The organism is Dentiradicibacter hellwigii (genome assembly GCF_041770905.1).
GTDB classification, from domain to species: domain Bacteria; phylum Pseudomonadota; class Gammaproteobacteria; order Burkholderiales; family Rhodocyclaceae; genus Propionivibrio; species Propionivibrio hellwigii.
Genome location: NZ_JBEUWX010000002.1, coordinates 947,137 through 972,060, shown reverse-complemented (window position 1 = coordinate 972,060; position 24,924 = coordinate 947,137). Strand labels below are relative to the sequence as shown.

Sequence of the window (24,924 nt, the reverse complement as noted above, 5' to 3'; positions counted from 1 at the left end):
CAGAGGCGCTGCCCGCCAGCCCTTTATTGACGAGGGTTTCAGCGGTGCTTTGGCGGGACGCGTTAAAGGAGTAGGAAGAAAGTTCGGAGGGTGTGATGCTTGCCTATGCCGTAAGCGCTAGAGTGCCAAGGAGGTGGGTTAGGAAGGCCAGCAGCTAGAGGAGAAGGCGAGGCCGTAGCATGTGTTGAATTTATGAAATTCGTGCATTTTATAAAAATGCATCATTTTTCAAATAAAGGATAGATGAAACTAGTTTATAAGTGATATTTCAAGTATGTCAAAAAAATTTTTTGCAAAATCACTTCCCTCTATATCCTCAATAAATTTATAATTAAAAATATAATCTTCGTTCCCAGATAATTTTTTTATACGCCTGCTAAGTATTTTTTTTATATTTTCATCAATTGTTTTATCTGAATTTAATTTAACAAGAGCATTTGAGCATCGGTATTTTAAGTTACTAACATAATAATGATTTTTTATTTTAGGCGGGACTGATTGTGAAAGATCAATATTGTGAAATTCAACCCCTTGGAATTTTGATTTTTTAAAATCAAGCTCTAGTTTTTCTTTTCCATCTCCTTCAAATTTTACATCAATTAAGGTTCCATTAAAAGAAGATTTTTGAATCTTGTTAGCATGGAATGTAACTGAAATTATTTTACACTTCTCAAATGTACACTCAAAAAAACTTGTTGACTCAAGGTTCATTCCACGCATATCACAAGCATTAAACTCTGTTTTTTTAAAATATAATCCATTATTTCCAACTCCAATATTTCTCATGTCGCAGTGTAAAAAACGACAATTCTCAAATTCATTAAATTCAAAAAATTTTGAATTATTTAGATCTGATGATTTAAATATACAATTATCAAACTTACACCCATAAAAAATGGGTAAGTTAATATTTGAATCCTCAAAGATTGAATTAAAAAACTTTTCATGCCGATAAACTTCACACCGACCAAAAATGATATTGCTCAAATTTAAGTTTGCCGCAAGTCTCATTATTGCCATCACCAAAATATCCCTTCGTAATCTGTTCCATAAATTGACTCATACTTTCTTTGATGGCCGCCTCGTAACCAATCTTTATGCGTAGTTAAGTCCCACCATTGTCCTTGGTTAGGACCTTCACCAATGACATCTGGTCCACGTTTGCCTGCTGGTGTTGTAGATACTTTTCCAGCCAAATCTGGATCAGCATCAACACGAGCTTTAAAACGCTTGTCAATTTGATTACCAACATACCTTCGATATCTTGAGTGTGCCTGATTCAGATCGCCTCGATCATAGGCACGTTTAATTGCCGCCCTTTGGCGAAGAGATAACATTCGTTGTGGATCGCTGTAAACTTCTTTCCGAGCAGCGGCGGCATGTTCTCTTAAACGGTTTGTTGTCGTTTGACACGCCCACCCCCACGGATCGATCCAGGAGACGGGATTGGGAGCATAGGAAGAAAGATTAATGCCACCATTAAGCCCAATCGGATCAGGCGAGATAAACCTACCGATATCCGGATCGTAATAACGGAACGTATTGTAATGCAGCCCCGTATCCCGGTCGAGATACTGACCCTGGAAACGCAGATTCTGCTCCCGCGCCTGCGGGTCGGGCATCTGCCCCTGGTCTTGGGTAAATATTGGGGAGCCGTCGATGTTGGCGTACGCCCACTCTTCCCGTACCGTATTGCCCCAGGTCTTGTAACTCGCCTGCCAGATGCGTTGTCCCTGGGCGTTGGTCAGCTCTTCCGGCAATCCGACCGGGTCGGTATGGAAGTAATAGACCTCGCAGAGCTTGGGCTGCCCTGCAGCCCGCGTGGATTGGGCGTCTCCGGCCAGGCCGGAGCCAATACGCCCGGGCAGCTTGCCTTGCAGCCCTTTATCTATCCGGGGTTCAGAGAGGCTGCCCGCCAGCCCACTGTTGACGGGAGGTTCAGAGGCGCTGCCCGCCAGCCCTTTATTGACGTGGGGTTCAGAGGCGGTGTTCTGTAATCCCCTATTGACGCCGGTTTCAGCAGTGCTTTGGCAGGGGGGTGCGGGTGGCGCGGGGTATGCGGAGAACGCTAATCCGGCAGAGGGAGTGGTGCTCGCCTATGCTGCAAGCGCCGGATAGCTGAAAAGGCAGGTTAGGAAGGCCAGCAGCCAGAGGAGCAGGCGAGGCCGGAGCATGGGACTATAGGAGTTCTGAGTGCCTAAAGGCAAATATACGCTATTTACTAAGATAAATGCTAAAAACTCTTAAAATTTAATTCCAAGAATACTTTTATCAAAAGTTGAATTTTTTATTATCTTTTTTCCAAAAGAAAATTTCAGATCTTCTGGCTTAATTGAATTTTTTTGCATCACAAATGCAATTAAAGGAGCTGGGTAACTATAAAAATTTGGATTTTCTACAATATCTTTAATTAAAGGTGGGCGAAAAGTAAGAAAATTTTCAACCTTAGGAATATAGTATTCGTTTAAACAATGACCTATATGCATAATAGTTTTATTTATATCTTGTACTTCCGTTAAGTAAATTTTCCCATCTGTTCTTGAAAAAATACCTCGATTTTCCATTAGAGAGCTCATAGAAAAATCATAGCCGAAATCAGGCGGATTATTTGAAATATAGGGGGGGTTGATTTTAGAAATATAATCTGAAAATTCTCCGGAAGAACATACTATTGCAAAATAATATGCTTTCTGCCCTGACAAATAATCAAAACCAATACTCGCCACTGTTCTAGAAAAGTTCTCTGAGGTAAATTTCAGTAATTTCTTGCTTGCTTTCAATTTTTGCGTAGAATAAATATCATTTTGCAGTAAGGTTGCAAGGGCTTCGTCAAAAAGTTTTTTATCCTCTTTACTCATAATCAACCTTCTAGTATTTAAGTACATGGAATGTGGCATCATGTACTGTTCCTTTGGCACCAATATTCGCAGTTTTAAATGGGTTGCCTGTAGCCACTGTAAACTTTCCATTACTGCCCTGTGATGGCCTAATAGTTCCCCCACCAATACCTTGCGCTGTATTCGATGGACTCCCCATATTGTATACACCGGCATTGGTTTGGTTAGTTGTCAGTCCTCCAGATCCATGTTTGACTTCAAACACATGAAGATTTCCATGTGCATCTTTTGCGACAATATCAGCTCTTATGCGAGAACCATTGACTTTCATGGTTACTTCTTCGCCAACAATAGTAAAACCGTTTCTTTCCAAATCGTATCTGGCTTTAGCTGTTCCACGCTTCCCACTAAAACCACTTTTACACGCCCACCCCCACGGATCGATCCAGGAGACGGGATTGGGAGCATAACTAGAAAGATTAATTCCCCCATTAAGCCCAATCGGATCAGGCGAGATAAACCTACCGATATCCGGATCGTAATAACGGAACGTATTGTAATGCAGCCCCGTATCCCGGTCGAGATACTGACCCTGGAAACGCAGGTTCCACTAAATTAACTATAAAATTATCATTTAAATTAAATATTACTATTTTTGAATTTTTTCATATAATTACTTAAGTATATTATTTCATCATCAAGAACACAACAAAATTTATAAGGTTTACTCTTTATGGGATTCCTAATAACTATTCCTTCGGATAAACAATAATCTCCATCCTCTGTATCCATATACAAATATATATAATCCCCTTCTTTAACTCTTACTTCAGCAGCATCAAATCTTTTTACAACATCATCTTGTGTTAAGCCGATTATATTTTTCATTATTCTTTCATTGTCCATATCAGCAAAAACTCTATTGGCTAGACCAACAAATTTCAATTTAGTACCCTCCACCTCTTTTATTTTTTGGAACCAGGTTTTTCTGGGTTTTAAATAATGCACTAGATTACTAATATATTAACCTACTAATAGTAGCGTAATATTACCATGTAATAGTATTTATTTTTTACTACGAGATTTATAAAAATCCCAGTATTCTTTAGGAAACTCTTGAAAAGCTCTTTTCTTTCCGATGCTATAGGCTCTGTTAAACCATTCAAAGGCATTATATTCATCGCCCATTTTCATATAGATTGCCCCAAGTTTTATACTACTAGACGTCTCTTCATCTCCAGCACGTGCTTCAAAAGACTGTTTCATCCACTTTAGTGAATTCTTAAAGTCTTTTTCATAAAAATATATGTCAGATATGCAGTCTGCTATCCAGCTACCAAATAATTCAATATCTGTTTTTTGGCTTGGCAACCTATCCCAACAACCTAAATATATTTCCAGTGCTTTCTGCACTTTTCCGCATTGCTGTAATTTATTGCCATCTTCTATTCTTGTAATCAACTCCTGTCCAAGAATAGGGTCTGTATTCATCAGGTCAATCATAGTTTTATCAGTAATCTGGGGCTGGGGGCGGACCAATAAATTCAGAAGGAGCACGGTATACCTGTCCGAGTTTAGCACCAGCCGATCTGTTTAATGAATAATGATCCAAAGTGTAATTATTTGAATCTAGCATCCAACCTCTTACTTCTTTTGATTTTGCTCCAAAAAATCCCCCTCTTTCATTCCAATATGTGACTGCATCGTAAGTATGTGCCATATCGGCTTCACGCAACGGATACCATTTCCCATTAGACGCTTTAAATCTTGCATTTGACCCCGTACCAATGATTTCTCCATTGGCACGCATTCGAGCAATAACCTCACGGCCAGTACGACTAGATTTACCTGGTGTTCGACCTACCGTATCTGTCCGGGCGCAACTCCACCCCCACGGATCGATCCAAGAGACGGGATTGGGTGCATAGGAAGAAAGATTAATGCCCCCATTAAGCCCAATCGGATCGGGCGAGATAAACCTACCGATATCCGGATCGTAATAACGGAACGTATTGTAATGCAGCCCCGTATCCCGGTCGAGATACTGACCCTGGAAACGCAGATTCTGCTCCCGCGCCTGCGGGTCGGGCATCTGCCCCTGATCCTGGGTAAATATTGGGGAGCCGTCGATTTTGGCGTACGCCCACGCTTCCCGTACCGTATTGCCCCAGGTCTTGTAACTCGCCTGCCAGATGCGTTGTCCCTGGGCGTTGGTCAGCTCTTCCGGCAATCCGACCGGGTCGGTATGGAAGTAATAGACCTCGCAAAGCTTGGGCTGCCCTGCAGCCCGCGTGGATTGAGCGTCTCCGGCCAGGCCGGAGCCAATACGCCCGGGCAGGTTGCCTTGCAGCCCTTTATCTACGGGGGGTTCAGGGGAGGCGTTCTGTCGGGGCAAGCCTGTGGCATCGAGCCTTGCCAGCGGGACATAGGAACCCGGCTCATAGACATAGGTAATGACGTGCTGCCCCCGTCGCTCTTCAATAAGGCGCATGCCTTCCCAGATGAAGAAGGTCGTGCCGAAGGCATCGGTTTTGCTGATACGCCGACCCAGCGCATCGTAGGTGAAGCGGACGGTCTGTTCGCTTTGGGCTTTTGTGCCGGGGCGGCGGGTGGTGGTGACGGCAATGAGGTGGTCTTCTTCGTCCCAGGTGAAGCGCTGGCGCGTATGCCGGCCAATCTTCTTTTCAATCAGGCGGCCAAAGCCGTCGTAGGAGAAGCGTTTGTCTTCGAAGACGCGCACGAGGTTGTCGCGCACATAGCCGGCCTGCGGATGTTGGGTGCGCCGGGAGAGCGCCATTTGGGAAGATGGATCGAGCAGGTTGCCGGCCGGGTCGTAGGCGAAGGCTTCGTTGCTGATGGTGTTTACTGAAGTCGCCTTGTTGGTGATGCGGCCGGTGGCGTCATAAGCATAGAGGGTATCGCCCTGAGAACTGTGACGGACGCGGCGCAATTCGCCGGCTTTGTCGTAGATATAGGCTTTCAGTAGTCCGTCGAGCGGGTGAGAGGCCGGGGAGGGGTGTTGCCCGGCGCGGGCGTGTGTGGATTGCCCGGCACGGGCGTGTATGGATTGCCCGGCACGGGCAAGGGCCTGCAGCCAGCCTTCGTCGTTGGCGGCCAGGGGTTGTTCGGGACTAAAGTCAGCGCTTTGGCTCCAGAGGCCGAGGCGGCGGCCGAGGGGGTCAAGGGCGTAGCGGGTGCGTAGCGCCCCCTGGCTGCGGGCAGTTTCCCGGTGCAGGGCGTCGCGTTCGATGTCGGCGATGAGCTGGTGACGAGGGGATTCTTCTCCTGCGCGCTGGCAGCTAGCCCGCATTTCTCACAGATAGAAGGTGCATCGCGGCCGGAGATATGAGAAAGTTTTTTTGCGAGAACGACTTAACCATATCTCTGAGGAAGCCGCGATGCCGACACAGTGTACCGTAGTCAGCCCATGCGCGAAGCGTATTGATGGCCGCCAGGTGGCGGTGGATTTCGACGGAGGGCAGATCAGTTCGGATGCGGGCGCGCTGTTGCTGCGCGAGGTCGATCGCACCTTGCGGCTGACCGAACGGGTGGCGGCCTGCTTCGAGGATGGGCGCGATCCGGAGCTGATCGAACACACGGTGCACACGTTGGTGATGCAACGGATCGTGGGGATCGCGCTGGGCTACGAGGACCTGAACGATCACGATCAATTGCGCCGTGACCCGGTACTGGCCACGCTGGCCGGTAAGCTCAGCGCTCGGCGCAAGGGCTGCGAGCCGCTGGCGGGCAAGTCGACCTTGAACCGGCTCGAACATGCCCCCGACACCAAGGACGGTTCGCGCTATCACAAGATCGCTCACGATCCGGCGGCCTTCGAGTCGCTGTTCGTCGCGTGCTTCATTGAGGCGCAGGAGCAGGCACCTGACGAGATCATCCTCGATCTGGACGCCACCGACGACCCGCTGCACGGCCAGCAGGAAGGGCGTTTCTTCCATGGTTACTACGGCGGCTACTGCTACCTGCCGCTGTACATCTTCTGCGGCCGACATCTGCTCGCCGCCAAGCTGCGCCGGGCCAACACGGATGCCTCGGCGGGCAGCATCGATGAACTCGAACGCATCGTCACCCAGATCCGCCGCCACTGGCCGGAGGTGCGCATCGTGCTGCGTGCCGACTCGGGCTTTGCGCGCGATGCCTTGATGAGTTGGTGCGAGCAGACGCACATCGACTTCGTCTTCGGGCTGGCCAAGAACGACCGGCTCAAGGCCCAGATCGAAACCGAGATGAGCCAGGCGCAGGCCGAATGCACCCAGACCGGCAAGCCCGCACGGCGGTTTCGCGACTTCACCTACCGCACCCTTGACAGCTGGTCGTGCGCCCGGCGGGTCGTCGGCAAGGCCGAGCAGCTGCCGGGCAAGGCCAATCCGCGCTTCATCGTCACCAGCCTGGACGCTCAGCGCTGGCCGGCACGCGAACTGTACGAGGCGCTGTACTGCGCCCGAGGCGAAATGGAGAACCGCATCAAGGAGTGCCAGCTACACCTGTTCGCCGATCGCACCTCAACGGCGACGATGCGGGCCAATCAGCTGCGGCTGTGGTTCGCCTCCTTCGCCTACGTCATGCTCGAAGCGCTGCGCCGCATCGGGCTGGCTGGCACCGAACTGGCCGAGGCCACCTGCGAGAGCCTGCGCCTGAAACTGCTCAAGATCGGCGCACGGGTCAAGATCAGCGTGCGCCGCATCCATGTCAGCATGGCCAGCAGTCATCCGTTCCAGACCACCTGGCGCCTGGCCCAGGCCAGACTCGCCCCCGGCTGATCCGCCACGCCACCGTGGCCCTGCTGATCCGATCGCGCTCCCGTTCGCGCGAGGCGGTCTCATGCCCAAACAGCGCCGCTTGCCCCCTCAACGCACCTGACCGCCCGCAGAACCTCACCCGCCTGCACTCCATTGGCCGCTCGCGGGCCTGAATCCTCGCGGTCACGGCAACGCGTGAAGGAAAAAGCCGCGCCAACGGGGGCCGAACCGTGAGAGTGTGAGAAATGTGGGCTAAAGTTGATCTGGTGCAGGTGGCCGGAGCCGTAGTAGAGGTAGTTGAGCGCGCGCAGTGCGTCTTCTTCCGGCAAGGTCGGCAGGAGGGTACGGGTACGGTTGCCCAGGGCGTCGTGTTCGTAACGCAGGGTGTGGGTTTGACCACAGGTTTCGTCGGTGGCGCGCTCTTCGATGAGGCGGCCGAGTGCGTCGTAGGCAAAGCAAACGCTGTGCAGGGGGGTGAGTTTGGGTTCGGGTGGTTTGTCACCGGGCAGGGCACCCGCTAGCCTACTGTTGACGGGGGTTTCAGAGGCGCTGCCCGCCAGCCCTTTATTGACGCGGGATTCAGGGGCGGTGTTCTGTAATTCCCTATTGACGCCGGTTTCAGCGGTGCTTTGGCAGGGGGGTGCGGGTGGCGTGGGGTATGCGGAGGACAGCCCGGCGGTATCGGGCGCTTCGGGTAAGGCCAGCGCGAACCTGCGTGCTTCGGTCAGACGGTCGGCGGCGTCATAGGCGTAGCGGTAGAGGTGATGGGCGGTGCGCTTTTCGATGAGTCGCCCGGCAGCGTCGCGGATGAGGTGGGTGTGCTGCGGCAGGCCGCTTTCGTCAGGGGAGGGCAGGCTGCCCGCTAGCCCACTGTTGATGGGGGCTCCGAAAATGGCGGAGTTAAACTGAATGCCTAAAATTTCCGTAGTCTAGCATTGCCGCTAATCTACGGCAGCATCAAAATTAATGTGTAATGCTTACCCTTTACTTTAATATTTAAAATTTAAAGTTCAAAGTTTTTGCCAATGTATGTTTTTAGGAAGGGATTTCTGTTTAAAAAATTCTAATGCCGCAGTTTCCATAGCTTGTTCTTTAACAATACAGGAGCATGGCAATGCTATTTTCGAACCATTATTATTTTCGTAAAATAGGTATGTTTCTTCCTGGGTTGAGTTATTTCCTGTCGATACATAATTCTCCCCGTCTGCCATATAATATAAGACAAATTTATCATCTTTCGCAAAAATATTTAATTGTGGAAACCCACTTTCATTATGAGTCAAAATAAAATTATTAGCCGAATAATTATGCCTTACCTTTAACAGCCTAATTAATTCTTCCTCGTTTTTAACGATAAATTCTTGTAGAAAATCATCTAGGTACATCTTAGAATCTAAATATACAAATTACTCTGCTTTTCAGAGCCCTAGTGTTTTACCTATCTGTTTAGCAGTCGCCATGGGTTCGGGAAGTAAAATATGCCTGAGCATGGTTTGTCAAAAATAATCCATTAACTTGGTCATATTTTTCAATCGCATCAGGCCCTGCATAAAAACCTCTGGCTAATTTTACTGGAACCACCTCACCCGTACTTATATCCAAAGGTTCTACCTTAATCAAATATTTTTTGACAATCTTGAAAATATCCTGAGCAAATTTTTTTGTCTGTAAGTCATCAATATAGAAAGAGGCAGCAAAACGGCCATTCCTCAATCCTCCGGGTTGATACTCGGCAACTCTTGAATGTTCAACCTGAATTAATCCTTCTCCAACCATAGGGCCATGGTATATTTCATGCGTTGGTATTTTGTAAATTATTTTTTTGTAATGCTCAAGGGAAATGATATTCTGGTTGATAATCACACATCCGGAATTAATCGCCCCATGGCACATATCAATGGATTGGCAAATAACGGGTTCCGGAGCCGGCCATGGATATCTGTCAATAAAGTCAATTTTATCAAAATTATTTTTCAGAATGGCGGAAATAGTCTTTTCGTCCTGTGCGGTCAGAAATGTTTCAAAAACCATAGTTCTTTGCTTTTGCATAAAAACACTTTCTTATTTAATGGTTACTTGTCCGGGAGTCATGGTAGAAGTATCCAGCGCCCCCGGCGAAACAGTATTTCCTTTGGGCACCGTAATGACAATCGCGCTCGGATCTTGATTTGTAATTCTTACGGCATTGTTCCATTCTCGTTGACTCATGCCATTAACCATTCCTTTATCTACAGTTTGAACATAAACTGTCCTGCCTTGAGCGTCTGTGAAAGTCATATCCGCATAGGAACCACCCTTTCGCCCTCCATTTATTGGACGCAAATAGGTCTCTGATAATTCAGTACCTGTTCCAATTTTTCTGCCGCCAGCGGTATGTTGAGCTGTTGGATTATCCGTCATAAACTGGTCACGCACACCGTCCATATGTTTCTTTGTGGCTGCATTCCCGCGGCGGCACCACCCCCACGGATCCACCCACGAAACAGGATTAGGGGCATAACTAGAAAGATTAATTCCCCCATTAAGCCCAATCGGATCAGGCGAAATAAACCTACCGATATCCGGATCGTAATAACGGAACGTATTGTAATGCAGCCCCGTATCCCGGTCGAGATACTGACCCTGGAAACGCAGATTCTGCTCCCGCGCCTGCGGGTCGGGCATCTGCCCCTGATCCTGGGTAAATATTGGGGAGCCGTCGATTTTGGCGTACGCCCACGCTTCCCGTACCGTATTGCCCCAGGTCTTGTAACTCGCCTGCCAGATGCGTTGTCCCTGGGCGTTGGTCAGCTCTTCCGGCAATCCGACCGGGTCGGTATGGAAGTAGTAGATTTCGCTTTATTCGGGCGTTGAGTTTGTGGCAGGCTGAAACGTCCTGCCAGAAAGTTATGAATAGGCAATATCATTTACGCGATTGCTTTTTTAGGATCTCAATGTTTTTAACATCTTTTACTGACAGACGAAAATAATCATAGTCAATAAATATATTTCCACATTTACATCCGATGTTATCCTTTACTAAGGAGTAAATAGTATCGCCACATATTGTGCATTTATAGTAAATATTTTTTCCTCTAATGGCGTTGCTTGTATCATCAATTCCTTTTTGAATTAATTTATATATAACTGATACCACTAAAATATCTCCCTCAAATATCCATCCGTAACAAGATCATTCACAGACTTGTCAAATTTATATTGAGTTGCACCACCAGTTGCCCCAAATTCTGGAACAGGTGCAGCAGGCCCAACTTCTGCAGGAAGTGGCTGTATAACTTCATATTTCCTATAAGGTGCTGAATCAGCTCCTTGAGCCATTCCACGCTCTGACACAGTAGCCCCTGGCTGGCCCGCATATCGGCCTGACGGTTTACCAAACCGATCAATTATCGTTCCTGGTTTAATTATTGTAGGTGACCTTGTTACAAAACCATCATTACTTGGCCAAGGCAATTTACTTGGTGAAACAAATTGGCCATTAGATGTATTTCTATACTGTTGGGCTCTAGAGTCAAAGATAAACTTTGGTTTGTTTTTATTAGTATTGCCACAACTCCACCCCCACGGATCGATCCAAGAGACGGGATTGGGTGCATAGGAAGAAAGATTAATGCCCCCATTAAGCCCAATCGGATCGGGCGAGATAAACCTACCGATATCCGGATCGTAATAACGGAACGTATTGTAATGCAGCCCCGTATCCCGGTCGAGATACTGACCCTGGAAACGCAGATTCTGCTCCCGCGCCTGCGGGTCGGGCATCTGCCCCTGATCCTGGGTAAATATTGGGGAGCCGTCGATTTTGGCGTACGCCCACGCTTCCCGTACCGTATTGCCCCAGGTCTTGTAACTCGCCTGCCAGATGCGTTGTCCCTGGGCGTTGGTCAGCTCTTCCGGCAATCCGACCGGGTCGGTATGGAAGTAATAGACCTCGCAAAGCTTGGGCTGCCCTGCAGCCCGCGTGGATTGAGCGTCTCCGGCCAGGCCGGAGCCAATACGCCCGGGCAGGTTGCCTTGCAGCCCTTTATCTACGGGGGGTTCAGGGGAGGCGTTCTGTCGGGGCAAGCCTGTGGCATCGAGCCTTGCCAGCGGGACATAGGAACCCGGCTCATAGACATAGGTAATGACGTGCTGCCCCCGTCGCTCTTCAATAAGGCGCATGCCTTCCCAGATGAAGAAGGTCGTGCCGAAGGCATCGGTTTTGCTGATACGCCGACCCAGCGCATCGTAGGTGAAGCGGACGGTCTGTTCGCTTTGGGCTTTTGTGCCGGGGCGGCGGGTGGTGGTGACGGCAATGAGGTGGTCTTCTTCGTCCCAGGTGAAGCGCTGGCGCGTATGCCGGCCAATCTTCTTTTCAATCAGGCGGCCAAAGCCGTCGTAGGAGAAGCGTTTGTCTTCGAAGACGCGCACGAGGTTGTCGCGCACATAGCCGGCCTGCGGATGTTGGGTGCGCCGGGAGAGCGCCATTTGGGAAGATGGATCGAGCAGGTTGCCGGCCGGGTCGTAGGCGAAGGCTTCGTTGCTGATGGTGTTTACTGAAGTCGCCTTGTTGGTGATGCGGCCGGTGGCGTCATAAGCATAGAGGGTATCGCCCTGAGAACTGTGACGGACGCGGCGCAATTCGCCGGCTTTGTCGTAGATATAGGCTTTCAGTAGTCCGTCGAGCGGGTGAGAGGCCGGGGAGGGGTGTTGCCCGGCGCGGGCGTGTGTGGATTGCCCGGCACGGGCGTGTATGGATTGCCCGGCACGGGCAAGGGCCTGCAGCCAGCCTTCGTCGTTGGCGGCCAGGGGTTGTTCGGGACTAAAGTCAGCGCTTTGGCTCCAGAGGCCGAGGCGGCGGCCGAGGGGGTCAAGGGCGTAGCGGGTGCGTAGCGCCCCCTGGCTGCGGGCAGTTTCCCGGTGCAGGGCGTCGCGTTCGATGTCGGCGATGAGCTGGTGACGAGGGGATTCTTCTCCTGCGTCCTGACGGCTGAAGTTGATCTGGTGCAGGTGGCCGGAGCCGTAGTAGAGGTAGTTGAGCGCGCGCAGTGCGTCTTCTTCCGGCAAGGTCGGCAGGAGGGTACGGGTACGGTTGCCCAGGGCGTCGTGTTCGTAACGCAGGGTGTGGGTTTGACCACAGGTTTCGTCGGTGGCGCGCTCTTCGATGAGGCGGCCGAGTGCGTCGTAGGCAAAGCAAACGCTGTGCAGGGGGGTGAGTTTGGGTTCGGGTGGTTTGTCACCGGGCAGGGCACCCGCTAGCCTACTGTTGACGGGGGTTTCAGAGGCGCTGCCCGCCAGCCCTTTATTGACGCGGGATTCAGGGGCGGTGTTCTGTAATTCCCTATTGACGCCGGTTTCAGCGGTGCTTTGGCAGGGGGGTGCGGGTGGCGTGGGGTATGCGGAGGACAGCCCGGCGGTATCGGGCGCTTCGGGTAAGGCCAGCGCGAACCTGCGTGCTTCGGTCAGACGGTCGGCGGCGTCATAGGCGTAGCGGTAGAGGTGATGGGCGGTGCGCTTTTCGATGAGTCGCCCGGCAGCGTCGCGGATGAGGTGGGTGTGTTGCGGCAGGCCGCTTTCGTCAGGGGAGGGCAGGCTGCCGTGCTGGGGGGCGGCGCTGATCCGGCTGGCCTGGCCGGCTGCGGCGGCTTCTCTTGCGCCGGCGCGCTCCGGGGAGGCGGGGTGTTGGCAGCGCCTGTCATTGCCCGCTTCGCGCTGCCCTGAAGTCGGCGTATTTAGGGCGTCTCTGGCCAGGCCGGAGCCAATACTCCCGGCCAGGCTGCCCGCCAGCCCACTGTTGATGGGGGTTTCCGGGGCGCTGCCCTGTAGCCCTTTATTGACGAGGGTTTCAGAGGCGGTGTTCTGTAATTCCCTATGGACGCCGGTTTCAGCAGTGCGGCTCGCCGGATCAGAGGAATCAGGGAGAATGGGCGCTTCTTCGTCAATCTCGTCGCCTATCCCTGGGGTGCGGGTGAGCAGGATGGGGGCGCCGTTGGCGTCGTACTGGATGCTCAGGCGTGTGCCGTCAGGGCGGTGTTCTTCACTCAGCCGGTCGGCGGCGTCATAGGTGAAGCGGTAGGCAGCGCCGTTTTCGTTGATCAGGTCGGAGAGCCGGCCAGCTTTGTCGTAGTGCAGTTCGATCTGCCGCCCTTCGGCATCCTGTCGGGCGGTGAGGCGGTTCGCGCCATCCCAGGCGAAGCGGCTGATGCGGCTTAAGGGGTCGGTCGCGCCAGTGAGGCGGCCCGCGCCGTCGTAATCGTAGGCGTGGTGCGCGCCGTCCGGCAGGCTTTGTCCGCGCAGTCGGCCGAGCGGGTCGTGGGTAAAGGTGGTGATTTGTCCCAGGGCGTCGGTGATGCGGGTGAGGTGGCCGTATCCGTCGTAGCTGTAGCGGGTGGTCTGGCCTGAGCAGTCGGTATGCGAGCGCAGTAACGCGCGGGCATCCCAGGTGAAGCGCTTGACGCCGCCGCGGGCGTCGGTGATGCGTAGCGGCAGGCCGCGTGTGTCGTAAATATAATGTGTTTGACTGCCGTCAGGATCGGTGCGGCATGAGAGGTTGCCCCGTTCGTCCCATGTGTAGCGGGTGACTTTGCCGTCAGGGGCAGTTTCATGCCACGGCAGCCCTTGCGGCGTCCATCCGGTACTCCGTGTGCGGCCGAGCGCGTCGGTCTCGGAGGCAAGCAGCCCCTGGCTATCGTAGCAGTAGCGGGTGCTGTTTCCGTCAGGCGCTGTGAGACTCAGGCGCTGTTTGTCCTGGTTGTAGGCGGCGCGCCAGCATTGCCCTGCAGGGTTGGTGTAGGCAAGGATGCGGTAGTCTGTATTCCAGTCCCAGGTTTGCACGCGACCCAGTTGGTCTGTGGCTCGCGTCTGGCCGATGACGGTATCGGGCGTGGCGGCAGGTATGGGATGGGCCTGGGATGACGTGGGGGCAATGCCCTCTACAATACGGTAGCTGATTTCGTAGTGTTCGCCTTCATTGGTCCAGTGCCGGACAACCCGCGCCCATTTGCCTGCGCCTTGCCAGGCGTAGTGACATTCAAGACCGGCTGCGTTGGCGTGTAAGGTCATCAGGCCATCGGGGTTGTAGCCAAAACGGCGCACAACCTGCCCCGTGCGGTTGGTGACTTCCGTCAATTGCCCTGTCGCACCATAACCGTAGTTGACCAGAATGCCGGGGGTTTCGCCGGGAGCGCCGGCAATGAGCGCTATTTGGCGCAGGCGGTTTGTGTTGCCATAGCGCAGTTCAAGCAGACGGCCGGTGCTGTCGGTAATCTGATGCAGTTGTCCTTGACGGTTCCAGCGCAGTTCAATGAAGTTTGCGTTGCGGTCCTCGATACGTTGGAGTTTCAGACGCTGTTCCGGCAGATTTTCCTCAGGCGAAGCAAATAGCCAGAATGCTCCTTCAATGCTTTGCACAAAATAATGGCCGCCTTCACTACGCCATAGCCAATAGCCTTCGCTCTGGCTGTAAATACCTGTGCCTGGTTCGAGTTGCGAGAATTCGATGTCACGGCCCTGATCATCATAAAGAATAGCGACGGGCTCACCGCCTTGATTGGCAGTTAGTACCAGTTCCATTGAATAGGGCATGCTCCAGCCGCGGCCTAGCAGGCTTTCATCGCGGACATCGTGACTGCTGTAGAGGCGTTGCCAGGCTAGGGGAATCGGCCCAGGTAGTTCAAAATCAAGTTCTTCAGCGCCGGACAGTACTTTGCCCCCAGTGGCGGCAATGACCGGGTGGCCCACCGAACTGACCAGTCCCCATAGGCCCACGCCTGCCGATAAAGCGCCTTCGACAAGGCAGGGCAAGGCCGAACGTCCTTGTCGCGCCAGCTTAGGTAGACAGCGTAAACCGCGTGCAAGCATTAGCAGACTAAAGATCGTGACGATAGCCTTGGAGATGAAGGGAACTTCATCAGCAACATTGCGGACACGGGCAGTAGGCCCGCCGACGAATACGTTGGGCGAACCTTCGCTGATTTTTGCGCCGCAAGTTGTATGGTCGTCCTTGCGCGACATGACCCAGCTGTTGACAAAGACGGTTTCCGAGCCTTCGGCCAAATAGATGGGTGGGGAATGTTTGGAACAGATGGCCTGGTCAATCGGCGTTTCTGGACTTGCCCTGGCTGCGCCGCGTGCCTTGCTATTAATAAAAACGTCGTGCGAGGCTGTAGTAATTTTGCCGGTCACTGTAAGTTTTTCAGGAATTAGCTTGTCCGCAATGACTTCACCTAATGCAGCGCCTCCCAGCCCACCGAGAAAGCGGGCGCCGCCTACAGCGACAGCGGCCATGATTGGCGCTGCGGCAGCGCCTCCTGTGCCAATGATCGCGGTGACCGCCGCGCCGGCGAGCGCTCCGGCGACAATGCCGCCAACCACGCCGCCAACAAATTTGGCCCAAAAACGCGCATGCGCATTGGTATGCGCAATCGGATCGTTTAATCTTGCCGCAGCCGTGCCTGACATGGTTAATCCATTGGGCGCAGCTTGAAGCTGGAAATTGTGGCGGCCCAATTACGCAAGGCCGCCTCGCTAAATGGTTCAAATCCGCTCAGGGTAAGAATCAACACACGTTGTGTTCCCGGCAGTTTCAGCGCAACCTGCCGCTGGTGTATCTCCTGGCCGTTTTGTGTAAAGGCGCCGGCAAACTCGATAACTTCATCAAACCCGGCGATAATTTTGGTCAGTGTTGGTTTTAGGGTTGATTGATACCCCTTGACCTGGCCAGAAAGTTCATTGAGTTGTCTTTCGACGAACTGGCGAAGGGATTCACCTGGTCGCAACTCATCCCGGCTAATGAGATAGGTATTGCCCGAACCATCGGGTGTCGCCAAGACATTCAGGGTTCGGTCAATGCGTCCTTCCAGTGGCAGGTTGAGATAACCTTCATTAATAATGTATTGCATATTTTTTACCATTGAATCCTTACTGATTATTACGCGCGGCAATTTTTTTACGCAATATCAATAAACGGTCAGACAAAACCTTCCCTCTGATTTTTGCCGAATTTCCAATATTGCCTGCCTGAGCCTCAATGTCGGCAAGCGTCAGCTTCATCCCGGTATCATCAATAATGTCCGGTGAGGAATATGCGTCTCCAAGTTTCTCGATTCCTTGGATAAATTTCATATTGGCAGCCTGCCAATGAGCGTTTTCTAACAGAGTTTGACCTTCCCGGAGGAGGTTGTCGAGGTCTTTCAGGAATCCGTCATGTCGTACATCGTTTGTGCTCATGCTTTCACACCTCGTTTGACTGATTATGGAATTACTTTGCGGATAAACATCGCCTGCGGCAAGGAGGCCGAAAAAACCAACAAAACATAACTGCCACGCCTGTTGAAACAAGTGTCTCATCACAATTATTTCTTTGTAAAAATTCCATCTTGTCCTTCATAGTACGCCAGCCCATGACTGGCTGCAGTCTCCTGGGCCGCAATCTGGCTAGCCTGGCTAAATCCTATGTTCTGGGTTCTTGCGATCTCGCCGATTCTCTGGTTCTGTTGAGCATTGAGCTGCTGGAAATTGACCGAATCCGGCGTTTGCCCAGTCCGCATGTACATGAATTGTTGCGTACCGCTTTGTGCAATGATGACGTCCTGCTTTTTATTGATCAGATACCCGGCGTCTCCGCCACTCAAAGAAACCCCCGTGTGGCCTCCCTCGCTATTATCGTATGGATGCGTATGAAATACGCCCAATACCTTTTCATCAGCGCCAACGTTCAAATCGGGAGAAAAAGTTCCACTCGTGCCACCGCCAGTATTCACGAGTTTTATGTTTCCGTCTTTATCAGAGACCAGCGTTCCGCCAAATTCCTGACTTTTTCCATTAGGAAAGCTTTGTCCCCACAGACTGTCGAATTGTCCTTGTAAATGGGATAGATCAACCTGGTTTGGCGCTTCTTCAGGGGTTGCGGGCGGAGATAATACGCTTGCGCTAGCGCTCCCAACGCTTTCGTCGCCATTGGCTGGTTGCATTGGCTGGCTGGCGGCGGATACCAGATTCTGGCCATTTGCAACGACTGATGAATCCATGGCAACGGGCGCATCACAATTGAGGTAGATTTTCCCACCGCGCTCATCCAGATCTTCAGTAAAGTTGAACAGCCCTTTGACACCGCTAATCTGTACTGTGCCATCTGCCAAAAGCACAATGGATGAGCGGCCGCATATTAGTGCCACACGCTCGCCGCCCATAACAAAGGCATCCTTGGTTTTTCCCTGGAGCAAGGCAGATTTTTCACCAACGACATTGGCGTTGGCCGATGTTGATGTTATTGAAGCATCATTCTGGGCAATAATGTTGGTTGCACCGGTTTGCGCATGTGAGATGATATCTCCGCCCGAAACCACATTGACCTGCCCGCCAGTGCTGACCTGGGTCACCATTCCGCGTTGCGCAAGCTGGGTGAGTTGCGCTCCCGTTGTCAACGTCATTGGGCTGGAAGCGCGTATGGAAATACTTTGCCCTGAGCTGACGACAACGGGTTTGGGACTGATCATTGTCTGTCCCTCAGGGCTGACGATGGAAACGATGGGTTTTTCTATCTGCCTGGAGAGTCCGAGCATGGCCTGCGCATCTGCCATAGCCGGATCCATGTCGCCCGAAACCGACGTTTCTCCTGATTCCGACGTATCTCCCCCCAGAACGGTTGCAGCAATGGCCTGTACTGCAGCTGGAATGCCCGGCAAAGCGGTCGCCAGTGTGGAGTATTGGGTTCCTCGGTTCTGAACAATGCCGGTCAATACGTCTTTGGTTGAATTGACTGCCTGTTCGGTAGCTTGAACCAGTGATTTACTCTGGGCCAGGGTTGCACCCATTTGTTCATGCCCGTCAGGGTTGTCGTGCGCGATCCTTTGCTTGAAATCCTGTGTATAGGTTGTGATGAGCAGCCCTTTATCCGCACGTACGGCTCCCCACTCATTTGTGCGTAATTCAAAGCCGTAACTGCGTTGTATCTGCGAACTCTGGTTCATCAGGTATCCCATGTGCAGGTGGGTGTTGCCATGGTCGGTGGAAAGTTCAATGTGCTCTTGGCCTTTGAGGTCTTCAAAACGCAGCATGTGCTTGCCGCCCCCGCCTTTGCTCCAACGCGTCTGGTAGCCGGATTGCGTTTTGTGTTTAGGCAATTCCCACGGAGGCATTTGAGCGGCGTTATAGACCCGTCCGGTAATGAGCGGACGATCCGGGTCGCCGTATTCGTAATCGACAATGACTTCCTGGCCGATGCGCGGGATGTGGATGCCGCCGAAGTTGCTCCCCGCCCAGGGACTGGCTACCCGGATCCAGCAGGAGTCGCTGCCGTCTTTCTTGCCGTAACGATCCCAGTGGAAATGCACCTTGACCCGGCCGTATTCGTCGGTATGGATTTCTTCTCCGGCCGGGCCGACAACGACAGCGGTCTCCGGCCCGCGGGCGCGCGGGCCGCTCCGCGCCAGCGGCCGGTAGCCTTTGTCGGCCGGCTGGGCCTTGACGATGACCTGGTAGCCGGCTTCTTCCCGTTCCCCCCAGGCCTCGTAATCGTTGTCAGTGGCCCGGTAGTCGGCGCGGACGACGAGTAGTTCGCGGTTTTGTTCTTCCCGCGGGTGGTTCCTTAGGGTGAAGCGGTAGCCGGGCAGGGCGCCGCGTACTTTGCCGGTGAGGGTGATGAGATCCTGCCCGGCTTGCAGGGCTTCCAGTCGAGCGATGGCGTACTGCTCGCCCTCTCCCGGGTCGGTGTAGTTGCCAGGGTAGGCGTATCTTTCGTATTGGTCAAAGAGGTGGCCGCGCGGGTCGCTATGGCCGGTGGTGAGGTCTTTGGCCGGTTTTTTGAAGTCGTAGTCGCCCTGGGTGTAGCGCCCCGGTTCAGGGCGGCGGGAGAGGTTCCAGTCCCAGTAGTGATCTTCGTCTTCGCGCGCTTCGTCCGGCGGGCAGTAGAGGACGTTTTCGTAGCCAGGGTAGGTGTCCGGGGTGGTGAAGTGGTCGGCAATGATGAGTCTCTCGCCGCCCTTTTTGTGTTCGAACCAGTAGTAGAGACCTTCGTGGGCAAGTAGCCGTTCGAGGAATTCAAGGTCGGTTTCGCCGTACTGGACTTTGTATTCCCAGCGTTTGAGCGCGTTTTTGGTACGCCAGTCGTGGCGGATGGCGTGTTTGCCAAGGAGCTCTTCGGCAATTTCCTTGACGGTGAGGTTTTGCCAGATGCGAAAGTCGCTGGTGCGTCCGGCATGCCAGAGTTTGGGGGATAGATGCGCTTCGTAGCGGTAGTAGCGCCCGGCTTTGCCCAAGGCGCCCATGCGGACAATCTGGCCGCTGAAGTAGCGTTTGGCGCCCCCCGCAGCGAGTAGTTCTACGCTGCCCGCTTCCCCCAACAGTTTCTGGCAGTCGATCTGGCCGTCTTCGCTGATGAGCCGAACGCGGATTCGGTAGAGTGTGCTGAGCGCTTCTGTCCCTTCTAGCCAGACCGCCTTGAGTTTTCCCTCTCCCCCCAGATGCGATGTCAGTAGTCGGTTCATGGGAGGTCCTTTCCTTTTTTGTCAGATGTGTCGGTGGGTGTGGGAAATTCTTGGTCGCCTCCAGGACATCCATTTTGGGCATTGCAGGTGACCGCAGAGGCGCTAATGTTTAAATAGAGCGGCGGTTAAATTATATGAGCGTACCAAGAAGGTCAAGAAGAACAGGTTTTTTGAACAGATGCTTGGAACTTAAATGAGATTATATAACTTCCTTTCTGCACTAAGAGTTAATTGGAAATAAAATATTTGAACCGTTGGGTTTTGCTAAATCAAAAGAAATTTTAAGACGGCGAAAAAAATCCCTTCTTGCAAGATCATCAGGAATTAAAATATCAATATTTTTTATCAAGGACGGAAACTGTTGATTGCTCTCATATGCCGCAATGAAAATTAAATACACAGATTCCGGTAAGTCCGGAGTCTGCTGCTTAAGTTTCATATCCCAATCATCTGTTGATAAAAGCCAGTTATCTCGAATTTTAAACCTATCAATGATGGATATCTCAATACTTTCGTAAGCAATTTCTAAAATCTCATAGTCTGATATTGAAATATTAATTGAAGATCTAAATTTTGCATCCCTTCTTACTCTAGATGCAAGATTTATAAAAAATTCGATGCTGTCAATCCAGTTTTTATTAACTGCCAAAGTTTTACTCATTTTTTGAATGCTTAATAATTCGGTAGATGTGCACGATTTTAATCCATCAAAAAATAAGCGCCATACTTTAGTAGCGTGTTCTTCTGAAAAATCAATATTCCAATAAACGGACTCTCCATTCATCATTAAATCAATGCAACTTCTCGCTGCATCTTGGATTCTTTTAAACTTATGATTTTGAGGTTGGAAATCCAAGAAAAAATTCCAGGTTGAGCTAAAATATGAGCTAGATAAATATCGTATGGGATCATAACAATGATTATCCTTGGCAATTTCTTTAATAAACATGTTCATTTGGGGAAGTTTGAAAACGGATAATTAGGCGCCGTGCCTGATTTGGATGGAATGGGAAGCCAAGCCAGATCTCGGACGGATTTTGGTATCTTAGGTTGAACACATTGTGCTACATCGTATTCTTGGATCGAATCTCTGAGGCTGCGTTGTTTTTGCTCAATTTGTTGTAGATGGCCGTGCCACGTTCCGGATCCTTTTGGAAGTGAAGGATGAGGCGAGCCTTTGGACCCATCGGGCTTCACTGTGAGACTGAATAGATTTAGTTTATCTTCGAATAAGTCTAAAAATCGCTTCGCGACTTCGGGAACTTTCGCGAAAACCGCAGCTGCTAACGATTTGCATATTGACCCGTCTCCCTTATCCTTTCCTCCGTCGTTGCTTTTTGCCTTTCTCTCGGCAAGCTCCTTTTCGGTCTTTTTCGCCGCTTCTTTCTGTGCTTTTTCGGCAAGTTCTTCCGCAGCCTCACGTTCTGCCTTCTTGGCGGCGCCTTCAGCTACAGCGCCCGCCGCCTTCTTGCCGATCTTGGCGCCGGTAGCCGCCATGCCGGCGCCCGGCACCATTGCCGCCGCACTGATCGCGGCATTGACTGTATCGCCTTCGGCCAGGTAGATCAAGGCGTTGGCCCCGTCCGCCAGTTCGCCGGCCACCGGGATTAGGCCAATGATATCCAGCCCGGTATGAATGAGTTCGCTGCCCCAGCGCTGCCACCAGCTTTTTTCTTTCTCCGTCGGCCTGATCGGCGGTGCGCTCTCCCCACCGGGATTGGGCCGCGTGTCCGGAACGATCTTGCCCTGGGTGTTGCCCAGCGGCCCCGGCCGGGTGTAATGGTTCGGATGCACGCCGGCGCGCCGCGTAACCGGCGGCAGGTCGGCAGGAATCCTGGGGCGCGTTGCCATGATCCGGGGAGAGTGCGGGTCAGTCGATGTGGGGGGTGATGCTTGCCAGGCAGTCCGGATCGCTCCATCTGAATCCCAGACTGACGCGCACCTTGCCTAGCCGACCCTGCCGGGTAATGAGTGCGTCAGGAACAGGGTTCGAGGGCGGCGTCGGCGGCGTCAGTGCGCCTATGCGGCGTTGTAGTTCTTCCATGCCAATGCAGGTGCCGCCCAGTTGCGAGATGATGATAAACGGGGCCTTGCCCGCCGCCTTGAATTCGCGAATGTCCAGTTTGCCGGCAATCACGCCGCCGGCCAGGCGCAGCGGCGATTCGTTCTCGTAGAAACGTACGTGGGCGTTTTCTTTCACCAGCTTCAGTTCAACGCCAAGCACTCCGCCCACGCGCAAAGCGTCGGCCCCCGGTTGCCCTTGCAGTTCGGCAAGATGTGGGTCTTGCCGAAGTTGCTGCCGGCCCAGGGGCTGACGGTTACCGGATCGGTGGGTTGTCTGGGTGATCCACGCGCATCCAGGCCTTGCCGTCAAAGTAGGCCAGATCCTTGAAGCCAAAGCTCCACAACACGCCGTCTTTCGCTTCCAGAATGTGGGCGTCTTGTAGTTCCGGCGAGAGTTTTGTCCGGTAAGGTTCGATCTTTCCTGTGTCCGGGTCGTAAATGTATAGCCCAAGGTTGGAGGCTAAAAAGAGTTTGCCTTGAAACCATTCGGCGCCGGTGAAATTTTGGTTGTCTTCAATGCCGGAGAGTTCTTTGAAGCCTTGCCGAGCGTTACCCATCAATACCGTTCCGTTGTGCCCGACCATCACGATCTGATCGGTATCGATCGCCTTGATGGCGTTGATGCATTCATCCGTGGGCAGTTGCAGCTGCTCCCACCTCAGGCCATCGTAATGCCAGCATTCGTCACCCGCCGCATAAATGTCGTCTTCGCTGGTGCCGGCAATGTCCATGAAGTCAATGGCATCGTTCTCATCGAGCCAGCGATCAAAGGCTTCGCCGCCGTTGTCATCCGGGGGCTCGCTGATCGGCGCCTGGCGCATCGGCCCGGCAAAGTCTTTCCAGACGCCGTCCAGTACATGCGCAGCGCTGGGCGCAAACCGGTAAACCTGTCTTGACTGGCCGCAAACGTACAGGCTCTGGCCAATGGCGCGAATGCGATTGACGTAGCCGTATCCGGCCGCTTCTTCGCGCATCACCCCAGCATCCGGAAGTCGATAGGTGCGGTCAGGAACGCCGCCTGGACCGTATAAGCGAATATCTCCCTCGCGCGAAAGAATGCAGCGTATTTGGTACATCGGCCAATGTGCAACGCAAACAGTAAGCCAGTCGTAATCTTTAACCAGCCATCTGCGTGCTTGAGCGTCCTTGCCGCTGAAAGCGCCGACAAATGAAAAATCATAATCATTGAAATCAATGGCATCGAGTGTTTCCGCCAGAATACCGGTAAAGGTATCAATAAGCGCTCCAAAATGAATTGTTTTGGTAGTACCAACCGTCATAATTAGATATCTCCAATAGAACGATTAACGGCATTCCGGATTTCATCCGTCACTTTCCCAGCATGCTTTACCGCCCGCAAAACGGCATCGTTATGCGCCCTAAACTGCTCATCGAGCTGCCTGCGGATATCCTCGCGGGCGCAGCCGCCTTTGCCGGGGCCGCCCGTGGCTTTTTCAATGGCGCGCGATGAAATCGCCTTGGCCTGTCCGAGCCGGAGGGTGCCCGGCGTGCCGGTTGCCCGACCGCTTTTTCCGATGCGCGCCGCCGGCCGATCAGTATGCTTGTGTGCAGTATTGTGTTCCTTGCCGCCGCCTTTTTCCAGACAGATGGCCGGCCCCTCTTCCAGCGAGGGCATGCCCGGAATCCGTTCCAGGCCGCCGCGCTTGCCGAGTCTGAGCATCCAGTCGGGAACAACATGGTGCGCTTCCTGGCTTTCGTCACATTGCAGTTCCTTGTAAGGAACCAGTTCGCAGCGCCGGCCGGGGCGGCGCTTTTTGCGCCCCTTGTCATATCCGCCGCTGTTGCCGTCCGCTTTTTTTGTTGATTTTTCGATTGCTTCCTTTTCGGCCTTTTCCGCTGCTTCTTTTTGCGCTTTTTCGGCAAGTTCTTCCGCGGCCTCACGTTCTGCCTTCTTGGCGGCGCCTTCAGCCACAGCGCCCGCCGCCTTCTTGCCGATCTTGGCGCCGGTAGCCGCCATGCCGGCGCCCGGCACCATTGCCGCCGCACTGATCGCGGCATTGACTGTATCGCCTTCGGCCAGGTAGATCAAGGCGTTGGCCCCGTCCGCCAGTTCGCCGGCCACCGGGATTAGGCCAATGATATCCAGCCCGGTATGAATGAGTTCGCTGCCCCAGCGCTGCCACCAGCTTTTTTCTTTCTCCGTCGGCCTGATCGGCGGTGCGCTCTCCCCACCGGGATTGGGCCGCGTGTCCGGAACGATCTTGCCCTGGGTGTTGCCCAGCGGCCCCGGCCGGGTGTAATGGTTCGGATGCACGCCGGCGCGCCGCGTAACCGGCGGCAGGTCGGCAGGAATCCTGGGGCGCGTTGCCATGATCCGGGGAGAGTGCGGGTCAGTCGATGTGGGGGGTGATGCTTGCCAGGCAGTCCGGATCGCTCCATCTGAATCCCAGACTGACGCGCACCTTGCCTAGCCGACCCTGCCGGGTAATGAGTGCGTCAGGAACAGGGTTCGAGGGCGGCGTCGGCGGCGTCAGTGCGCCTATGCGGCGTTGTAGTTCTTCCATGCCAATGCAGGTGCCGCCCAGTTGCGAGATGATGATAAACGGGGCCTTGCCCGCCGCCTTGAATTCGCGAATGTCCAGTTTGCCGGCAATCACGCCGCCGGCCAGGCGCAGCGGCGATTCGTTCTCGTAGAAACGTACGTGGGCGTTTTCTTTCACCAGCTTTAGTTCAATGCCAAGCACTCCGCCCACGCGCAAAGCGTCGGCCCCCGGTTGCCCTTGCAGTTCGGCAAGGGCTTGTGCGAGCGACCAGAGTGTGTGCATGAGTAATTTCTCCATG

The 24,924-nt window shown here is 52.9% G+C and carries 22 protein-coding genes and 1 pseudogene; 2 read left to right on the top strand and 21 right to left on the bottom strand.

Annotated features, from left to right (window positions below):
* Positions 1-249: 249 nt before the first annotated feature.
* From ABCS64_RS06760 to ABCS64_RS06725, 8 genes and pseudogenes are all read right to left on the bottom strand, one after another.
* The gene (locus ABCS64_RS06760; RefSeq protein ID WP_418891106.1) at positions 250-1,020 is read right to left on the bottom strand and encodes a pentapeptide repeat-containing protein; all 771 of its coding nucleotides are present in this window, start codon (positions 1,018-1,020) and stop codon (positions 250-252) included.
* The gene (locus tag ABCS64_RS06755) at positions 1,020-1,844 is read right to left on the bottom strand and encodes an RHS repeat-associated core domain-containing protein (protein WP_418891903.1); all 825 of its coding nucleotides are present in this window, start codon (positions 1,842-1,844) and stop codon (positions 1,020-1,022) included. Before ABCS64_RS06755 ends, ABCS64_RS06760 begins: the two co-directional genes overlap by 1 nt.
* A 399-nt stretch (positions 1,845-2,243) precedes the next feature.
* Entirely contained in the window at positions 2,244-2,858 is a 615-nt protein-coding gene (locus ABCS64_RS06750; protein WP_418891105.1) for a hypothetical protein, read from the bottom strand.
* 10 nt (positions 2,859-2,868) lie between these two features.
* A complete protein-coding gene (locus ABCS64_RS06745; protein ID WP_418891104.1) occupies positions 2,869-3,168 on the bottom strand; it encodes a hypothetical protein in 300 nt (99 codons plus the stop codon).
* Between the two features lie 111 nt (positions 3,169-3,279).
* A pseudogene (locus tag ABCS64_RS06740) lies at positions 3,280-3,441 on the bottom strand (RHS repeat-associated core domain-containing protein); the annotation flags it as partial.
* A gap of 35 nt (positions 3,442-3,476) precedes the next feature.
* The gene (locus tag ABCS64_RS06735; RefSeq protein ID WP_418891103.1) at positions 3,477-3,782 is read right to left on the bottom strand and encodes a hypothetical protein; all 306 of its coding nucleotides are present in this window, start codon (positions 3,780-3,782) and stop codon (positions 3,477-3,479) included.
* 120 nt (positions 3,783-3,902) lie between these two features.
* On the bottom strand, positions 3,903-4,328 hold the full coding sequence (locus ABCS64_RS06730) for a hypothetical protein (protein WP_418891102.1): 426 nt from the start codon (positions 4,326-4,328) through the stop codon (positions 3,903-3,905).
* A gap of 19 nt (positions 4,329-4,347) precedes the next feature.
* The gene (locus ABCS64_RS06725; RefSeq protein ID WP_418891101.1) at positions 4,348-6,147 is read right to left on the bottom strand and encodes an RHS repeat-associated core domain-containing protein; all 1,800 of its coding nucleotides are present in this window, start codon (positions 6,145-6,147) and stop codon (positions 4,348-4,350) included.
* A gap of 88 nt (positions 6,148-6,235) precedes the next feature.
* On the opposite strand from ABCS64_RS06725, the gene ABCS64_RS06720 reads away from it, so the two are divergent.
* Positions 6,236-7,615, top strand: coding sequence for an IS1380 family transposase (locus tag ABCS64_RS06720; RefSeq protein ID WP_418890446.1), 1,380 nt, complete (start codon positions 6,236-6,238; stop codon positions 7,613-7,615).
* A gap of 224 nt (positions 7,616-7,839) precedes the next feature.
* Positions 7,840-8,115 carry a hypothetical protein gene (locus ABCS64_RS06715; protein ID WP_418891100.1) on the top strand — a complete coding sequence of 92 codons (276 nt, stop codon included), beginning with the start codon at positions 7,840-7,842 and terminating at the stop codon, positions 8,113-8,115.
* A 489-nt stretch (positions 8,116-8,604) separates the two neighbouring features.
* Here the strand turns inward: ABCS64_RS06715 and ABCS64_RS06710 are convergent, their stop codons facing one another.
* From ABCS64_RS06710 to ABCS64_RS06650, 13 genes are all read right to left on the bottom strand, one after another.
* Entirely contained in the window at positions 8,605-8,979 is a 375-nt protein-coding gene (locus tag ABCS64_RS06710) for an Imm1 family immunity protein (protein WP_418891099.1), read from the bottom strand.
* A 61-nt stretch (positions 8,980-9,040) separates the two neighbouring features.
* Entirely contained in the window at positions 9,041-9,643 is a 603-nt protein-coding gene (locus tag ABCS64_RS06705; protein ID WP_418891098.1) for a hypothetical protein, read from the bottom strand.
* A 12-nt stretch (positions 9,644-9,655) separates the two neighbouring features.
* The gene (locus tag ABCS64_RS06700) at positions 9,656-10,426 is read right to left on the bottom strand and encodes an RHS repeat-associated core domain-containing protein (RefSeq protein ID WP_418891902.1); all 771 of its coding nucleotides are present in this window, start codon (positions 10,424-10,426) and stop codon (positions 9,656-9,658) included.
* 303 nt (positions 10,427-10,729) lie between these two features.
* Complete coding sequence (locus ABCS64_RS06695; protein ID WP_418891097.1) at positions 10,730-16,033, bottom strand: RHS repeat-associated core domain-containing protein; 5,304 nt, start codon at positions 16,031-16,033, stop codon at positions 10,730-10,732.
* A gap of 2 nt (positions 16,034-16,035) precedes the next feature.
* Positions 16,036-16,473, bottom strand: coding sequence for a DcrB-related protein (locus ABCS64_RS06690; protein ID WP_418891096.1), 438 nt, complete (start codon positions 16,471-16,473; stop codon positions 16,036-16,038).
* Positions 16,474-16,492: 19 nt separating this feature from the next.
* Positions 16,493-16,921 carry a hypothetical protein gene (locus ABCS64_RS06685; protein WP_418891095.1) on the bottom strand — a complete coding sequence of 143 codons (429 nt, stop codon included), beginning with the start codon at positions 16,919-16,921 and terminating at the stop codon, positions 16,493-16,495.
* A gap of 5 nt (positions 16,922-16,926) precedes the next feature.
* Positions 16,927-20,058 carry a type VI secretion system Vgr family protein gene (locus ABCS64_RS06680; RefSeq protein WP_418891094.1) on the bottom strand — a complete coding sequence of 1,044 codons (3,132 nt, stop codon included), beginning with the start codon at positions 20,056-20,058 and terminating at the stop codon, positions 16,927-16,929.
* A 220-nt stretch (positions 20,059-20,278) separates the two neighbouring features.
* Positions 20,279-21,007, bottom strand: coding sequence for a hypothetical protein (locus ABCS64_RS06675; protein ID WP_418891093.1), 729 nt, complete (start codon positions 21,005-21,007; stop codon positions 20,279-20,281).
* A 2-nt stretch (positions 21,008-21,009) separates the two neighbouring features.
* Positions 21,010-21,909 (bottom strand): hypothetical protein, encoded by a 900-nt coding sequence (locus ABCS64_RS06670; RefSeq protein WP_418891092.1) that lies wholly within the window; start codon positions 21,907-21,909, stop codon positions 21,010-21,012.
* 19 nt (positions 21,910-21,928) lie between these two features.
* The gene (locus ABCS64_RS06665; protein ID WP_418891091.1) at positions 21,929-22,291 is read right to left on the bottom strand and encodes a hypothetical protein; all 363 of its coding nucleotides are present in this window, start codon (positions 22,289-22,291) and stop codon (positions 21,929-21,931) included.
* Between the two features lie 85 nt (positions 22,292-22,376).
* A complete protein-coding gene (locus tag ABCS64_RS06660; protein ID WP_418891090.1) occupies positions 22,377-23,402 on the bottom strand; it encodes a hypothetical protein in 1,026 nt (341 codons plus the stop codon).
* A 2-nt stretch (positions 23,403-23,404) separates the two neighbouring features.
* The gene (locus tag ABCS64_RS06655; protein WP_418891089.1) at positions 23,405-24,454 is read right to left on the bottom strand and encodes a hypothetical protein; all 1,050 of its coding nucleotides are present in this window, start codon (positions 24,452-24,454) and stop codon (positions 23,405-23,407) included.
* 19 nt (positions 24,455-24,473) lie between these two features.
* Positions 24,474-24,923 (bottom strand): hypothetical protein, encoded by a 450-nt coding sequence (locus ABCS64_RS06650; protein WP_418891088.1) that lies wholly within the window; start codon positions 24,921-24,923, stop codon positions 24,474-24,476.
* Between the last annotated feature and the right edge of the window lies 1 nt (position 24,924).

Bases quoted from the DNA above. Each gene is read 5' to 3' on its own strand.
- ABCS64_RS06685 (WP_418891095.1), bottom strand. From the start codon at position 16,921: ATGAGACACTTGTTTCAACAGGCGTGGCAGTTATGTTTTGTTGGTTTT.
- ABCS64_RS06650 (WP_418891088.1), bottom strand. From the start codon at position 24,923: ATGGAGAAATTACTCATGCACACACTCTGGTCGCTCGCACAAGCCCTT.
- ABCS64_RS06760 (WP_418891106.1), bottom strand. From the start codon at position 1,020: ATGGCAATAATGAGACTTGCGGCAAACTTAAATTTGAGCAATATCATT.
- ABCS64_RS06730 (WP_418891102.1), bottom strand. From the start codon at position 4,328: ATGAATACAGACCCTATTCTTGGACAGGAGTTGATTACAAGAATAGAA.
- ABCS64_RS06710 (WP_418891099.1), bottom strand. From the start codon at position 8,979: ATGTACCTAGATGATTTTCTACAAGAATTTATCGTTAAAAACGAGGAA.
- ABCS64_RS06720 (WP_418890446.1), top strand. From the start codon at position 6,236: ATGCCGACACAGTGTACCGTAGTCAGCCCATGCGCGAAGCGTATTGAT.
- ABCS64_RS06655 (WP_418891089.1), bottom strand. From the start codon at position 24,454: ATGGCAACGCGCCCCAGGATTCCTGCCGACCTGCCGCCGGTTACGCGG.
- ABCS64_RS06725 (WP_418891101.1), bottom strand. From the start codon at position 6,147: ATGCGGGCTAGCTGCCAGCGCGCAGGAGAAGAATCCCCTCGTCACCAG.
- ABCS64_RS06675 (WP_418891093.1), bottom strand. From the start codon at position 21,007: ATGTTTATTAAAGAAATTGCCAAGGATAATCATTGTTATGATCCCATA.
- ABCS64_RS06670 (WP_418891092.1), bottom strand. From the start codon at position 21,909: ATGGCAACGCGCCCCAGGATTCCTGCCGACCTGCCGCCGGTTACGCGG.
- ABCS64_RS06705 (WP_418891098.1), bottom strand. From the start codon at position 9,643: ATGCAAAAGCAAAGAACTATGGTTTTTGAAACATTTCTGACCGCACAG.
- ABCS64_RS06715 (WP_418891100.1), top strand. From the start codon at position 7,840: ATGTGGGCTAAAGTTGATCTGGTGCAGGTGGCCGGAGCCGTAGTAGAG.
- ABCS64_RS06660 (WP_418891090.1), bottom strand. From the start codon at position 23,402: ATGACGGTTGGTACTACCAAAACAATTCATTTTGGAGCGCTTATTGAT.
- ABCS64_RS06695 (WP_418891097.1), bottom strand. From the start codon at position 16,033: ATGTCAGGCACGGCTGCGGCAAGATTAAACGATCCGATTGCGCATACC.
- ABCS64_RS06750 (WP_418891105.1), bottom strand. From the start codon at position 2,858: ATGAGTAAAGAGGATAAAAAACTTTTTGACGAAGCCCTTGCAACCTTA.
- ABCS64_RS06680 (WP_418891094.1), bottom strand. From the start codon at position 20,058: ATGAACCGACTACTGACATCGCATCTGGGGGGAGAGGGAAAACTCAAG.
- ABCS64_RS06690 (WP_418891096.1), bottom strand. From the start codon at position 16,473: ATGCAATACATTATTAATGAAGGTTATCTCAACCTGCCACTGGAAGGA.
- ABCS64_RS06745 (WP_418891104.1), bottom strand. From the start codon at position 3,168: ATGAAAGTCAATGGTTCTCGCATAAGAGCTGATATTGTCGCAAAAGAT.